Source organism: Microcystis sp. M53602_WE12 (assembly GCF_030065455.1).
Taxonomy (GTDB): domain Bacteria; phylum Cyanobacteriota; class Cyanobacteriia; order Cyanobacteriales; family Microcystaceae; genus Microcystis; species Microcystis aeruginosa.
In genome coordinates this window covers 1-4420 of record NZ_JASJFB010000014.1, presented here as the reverse complement: position 1 = coordinate 4420, position 4420 = coordinate 1, and the positions used below count along the sequence as shown (strand labels likewise).

Here is a 4420-nt window from a genome sequence, read left to right as displayed (position 1 = left end):
TGAAATGGGGCGAAAGTCTGTGGACTCTGTGTAAGACAGTACATGGTTTTTTAACTGTGGTATGCGACGGTGGTGGAAGCAGAAACTTAAATCGTGAGGTTTAGGAATCGCCGCACTTTTAGGGCGGCGAGGATGTCAAAAAATAATTATCGCTAATATCTGTCCCCCGCTCTTGTCCTGATCAGGCAAACCAGGGGGATTTTTAGCATAAATAGGGAAAAGTAGCAGAAATCTTAATAAAAAGTAAAAATGCTGCAAATGTAACAGATTTTAACCAGAGAGTTGACCTATCCTTAAGGGAAAGATAAAAGCGATGTCTGTGGTTTTTTTAAGATAACTCTCAATTAGGCCTAGGTGTAGTGTACCGATGGTAGGCTAAACTATGGAACGATTATCGTGACTTGAGTTGGGAGTTATATTTAATGTACAGTCCGAGTACACTAGCGGGAAACCGTTTATTTGTTTACGAAGTGGCGGGTCTCAATCAAAACGACAATACTGACAGCTTGGATTATTCAATCCGTCAGAGTGGAAGCGTGTTTTTCACGGTTCCCTACAGTCGCATGAATCAAGAAATGCGTCGGATTACCCGTTTAGGTGGTCGTATCGTCAGCATCAAACCCTTAAATGGGATTGCCCCCGTAGCAACTGTTTCTAGTGCCTCCACACCACAGCCAATCGCTCAATCATCGCCCGTCACCGAACAGACCAAGAAAAAGGCCATGACTCAAGCGAAAGAAAAAACAGATATCCCCGTCAACATCTACCGTCCGAATCAACCCTTTATCGGCAAATGTATCGAGAATTATCCTCTCGTTGATGAGGGGGGTATCGGCATCGTACAACACGTCACCTTTGACCTTTCTGGGGGCGATTTACGCTATTTAGAAGGGCAAAGTATCGGTATTATCCCCCCGGGTACCGATGCTAATGGCAAACCTCATAAATTGAGACTCTATTCGATCGCCTCCACCCGTCATGGTGATAAATTAGACGATAAAACCGTATCCCTCTGCGTGCGTCAGTTGGAATACCAACATCCAGAAACCAAGGAAACCGTTTATGGAGTTTGTTCCACCCATCTCTGTAATGTAGAGGTGGGGGACGATGTGGCTATTACTGGTCCGGTGGGTAAGGAAATGCTGCTACCGGGTGATGAAGATGCCACTATCATTATGATGGCCACTGGGACCGGAATCGCTCCTTTCCGAGCTTTCCTCTGGCGGATGTTCAAGGAACAACACGAAGATTATAAATTCAAAGGTCTAGCTTGGTTGATTTTCGGAGTTCCCAAAACGGCCAATATTCTCTACCAAGAAGAATTAGAGAAAATAGCGGCGGAATTCCCCGATAACTTCCGTCTCACCTATGCCATCAGCCGGGAACAGCAAAATCCCCAGGGCGGTAGAATGTATATTCAACACCGGGTAGCCGAACACGCTGACGAAATCTGGAATCTACTCCAAAGTCCCAAAACCCACGCTTATATGTGCGGACTGAAAGGGATGGAAGATGGTATCGACGATGCTATCAGTGGTGCCGCCGCTAAAAATGGTGCTGATTGGTCTGTCTATCAGAAACAACTGAAAAAAGAACATCGCTGGCACGTAGAAACCTACTAAACCAGAAAGGTTCTCTGAAAATTTTTTCGGGTGGGCATTGCTCACCCTTTTTGTCTTGGCTTCGGTTAAGATCAGTTTCTTAAAAGGCTTTTAATACTAAATCTAGTTATTAAAAACTGATTATCTATTCCCTCTTTTGCATGAGTGCCTCTTACCTTTTGCCTGTCCTCACAAGTAGCCTATACTCAACGGATTTAGTATAAAAAGATGAAATTCTCTCGACGCTTTTTTCCTGTTTTCCTTGCCCTCTGCTTACTGTTTATTTTGCTGCCCCGGGCCTGGAGTTTTACTAATAGCCAAAAACAAATTCTGGCAGATTTAAAAACAGCCGAGATTATTTATCTGGGGGAAAGGCACGATAGCCAAGCCGATCATCAGGCCCAATTAGCTATTATCGAGTATTTACAGGCTAATAATCCCCAAATAGCGATCGCTTTCGAGATGTTTCAACGTCCTTACCAAATCTATTTGGATCAGTATTTAGCCGGCAAAATTAGCGAAAATCAGTTGAGAGAAAAAAGTGAATACGACCAACGTTGGGGATTTGATTGGGAATTTTACGCCCCGATCCTGCGCTTGGCCAAGGCAAAAAAACTACCAGCGATCGCCCTAAATACACCCACGGAAATCACTAGAAAAGTGGCACGGGAGGGCTTAGAAAGCCTCTCCACCTCAGAAATGACCTACATTCCCCCTAAAAGCGAAATAAACCAGGATAACGAGGAGTACCGTCAACAGATCCTAGCCGTTTATCAGCAACACACGGGGGGCAAAAGTCAGGGATTCGATCGCTTTTTTCTGGCACAGGTCCTCTGGGATGAAACCATGGCCGATGCGATCGCTAAATTCTGGCAAGCTCATCCCGACTATCAGATCATCGTCCTAGCAGGAAAAGGTCATATTGCCTACGGTTACGGTATTCCCAGTCGAGTCCAAAGAAGATTAGGCGATCGCGTCATCCAGCGTTCGGTTTTCTTGGGAGACGCTCCTCAATCATCACCAGCAGAAACCAAAAAACCCGCCGATTATTTTTGGCAAGAGCAACATTAAGCCAGTCAGGAGTTAGGAAGCAAGAGATGATAAGCTAAGATGCCAGTCTTTCAATTTAGTAGATAATAGGTCTGAAAAACTGATTATTTATTTCCCCTTTTGCCTTTTGCCTTTTGCCTTTTGCCTCTCCTCTATGAGTAGCCTATACTCAACGGATTTAGTATAATAAGTCTGAAAAACTGAGGCTATTTTATGATTAATTTAACCTGTCAAGATACCGAAACACTCGATCGCATTTTAGCTGTGACTCGTGCCGTCGGTTGGGGTGGTGCTAAAATTCTCCAATCCTACCACCGGGGTGAACAGGATTTAGCCGTCAACAAGAAGAAAAAAGGCGGACCAGTGACGGCGGCGGATTTAGCGGCAAATAACTATATTTTAGGGGAATTACAAACAAATTTTTCTGATATCGACTTTGGTTATCTGAGCGAGGAAACCCATCAGGGTAATGAAGCTATCCCGAAAGATTGGGTATGGATTATCGATCCTTTGGACGGAACCCGCGATTTTATCGACAAAACGGGAGAATATGCCCTACATATCGCCTTATGTTATCAAGGAAGACCGATCATCGCCGTGGTTGCCCTGCCGGATCAAGGAAAACTCTATTTTGCCCAAAAAGGAAAAGGCACTTTTCTAGAAACTAGCGACGGAAATATTACACAGGTAAAAGTTGCCAATAAAGATAAAATTACCGATCTCTATCTGGTGGTTAGTCGTACCCATCGCGACCAACGTTTTGATAATTTATTAAGTCAAATACCCTTCTTCGGTAAAAATTATGTGGGTAGTGTGGGCTGTAAAATTGCCACTATCCTCGAACAAAAATCCGATGTTTATATCTCCCTATCGGGGAAATCGGCGGCTAAAGACTGGGATTTTGCCGCTCCAGAGTTGATTTTAACGGAAGCAGGCGGCAAATTTTCCTATTTTGACGGTCAACCCGTGCGCTATAATCGCGGCGATGTGCGGCAATGGGGGGGGATCATGGCTAGTAATGGTCCTTGTCATCAACAACTTTGTCAGTTGTCCACAGCAATCCTCGCCCAAATTGATGCCACTGTCTAATTTCTGACTTGAAAGAGGGTGTAGGGTGTGGGGTGTGGGGTGTAGGGAAGGAAACCTCTTTCATCTGTGGGGGTGAAAATTTTTTCATCGGGACTGACTGGAAAATAGAAGCTGAAATAACGCCAATTCGTCAATCAGAATATTTTCAGGCTTGGCGGTGCCAACTTTGGCATCAGGACTGCCCCCTAACCGAGAATCAGAGATCGGTAGAATGGAAAAAAACCAGATCGAGCAATGTTACGGTTAAAAACTTGGCAAGGATTGATTTTAGCAGTTCCGATCGCCGCCGTGGTCATCTTTCTGATCGTGGCCGCCGGCTTTCAGATCCATCAATGGGGTTTAAATTGGATTTGGGCAGTTTTTACCCTGATTTTTGTCGCTTGGCGCTTCCTGTTGGTCAAATGGACGCGCCCAGTAGTCGGGGAAATTGAAGCCACCATTGGCGAAATTAAGGCAGAATTAACCTCTCCCGACGGTGATTCCGGGGGCAATGTCGAGGAAATTATCGAGAGGATTATCGTCGAAGCCCGCAATGATCGCCCGGTTTGGGAAGATTGGGCGACTTTTTGGCAACGCTGTCAGGATTTGGTCAGTGCCATCGCCCATATATATTACCCCGATGTCAAGTACCCCTTATTAAATATTTACATTCCCCAGGCCTACGGTTTAATTCGGGGAAC

General features: G+C 45.0%; 4 protein-coding genes and 1 pseudogene. 4 read left to right on the top strand and 1 reads right to left on the bottom strand.

Annotated features, from left to right (window positions below; translation table 11 throughout):
* The first annotated feature begins 422 nt into the window (after positions 1–422).
* The 3 genes from cpcD/petH (at position 423) to PX482_RS00400 (ending at position 3740) form a co-directional block, all read left to right on the top strand.
* Positions 423–1622 carry a bifunctional rod-capping linker CpcD/ferredoxin--NADP reductase PetH gene (gene cpcD/petH / locus PX482_RS00410; RefSeq protein ID WP_288121943.1) on the top strand — a complete coding sequence of 400 codons (1200 nt, stop codon included), beginning with the start codon at positions 423–425 and terminating at the stop codon, positions 1620–1622.
* 207 nt (positions 1623–1829) lie between these two features.
* Entirely contained in the window at positions 1830–2672 is an 843-nt protein-coding gene (locus tag PX482_RS00405) for a ChaN family lipoprotein (RefSeq protein WP_287732909.1), read from the top strand.
* Between the two features lie 192 nt (positions 2673–2864).
* Positions 2865–3740: a 3'(2'),5'-bisphosphate nucleotidase CysQ family protein gene (locus PX482_RS00400; protein WP_288055646.1), complete on the top strand. Its 876-nt coding sequence runs from the start codon at positions 2865–2867 to the stop codon at positions 3738–3740.
* Here PX482_RS00400 and PX482_RS00395 read toward each other — a convergent pair.
* Positions 3737–3874 carry a hypothetical protein gene (locus tag PX482_RS00395; protein ID WP_002733871.1) on the bottom strand — a complete coding sequence of 46 codons (138 nt, stop codon included), beginning with the start codon at positions 3872–3874 and terminating at the stop codon, positions 3737–3739. The genes PX482_RS00400 and PX482_RS00395 overlap by 4 nt on opposite strands.
* 100 nt (positions 3875–3974) lie before the next feature.
* Here PX482_RS00395 and PX482_RS00390 point away from each other — a divergent pair.
* Positions 3975–4420 (top strand): annotated as a pseudogene (locus PX482_RS00390) (GTPase); the annotation flags it as partial.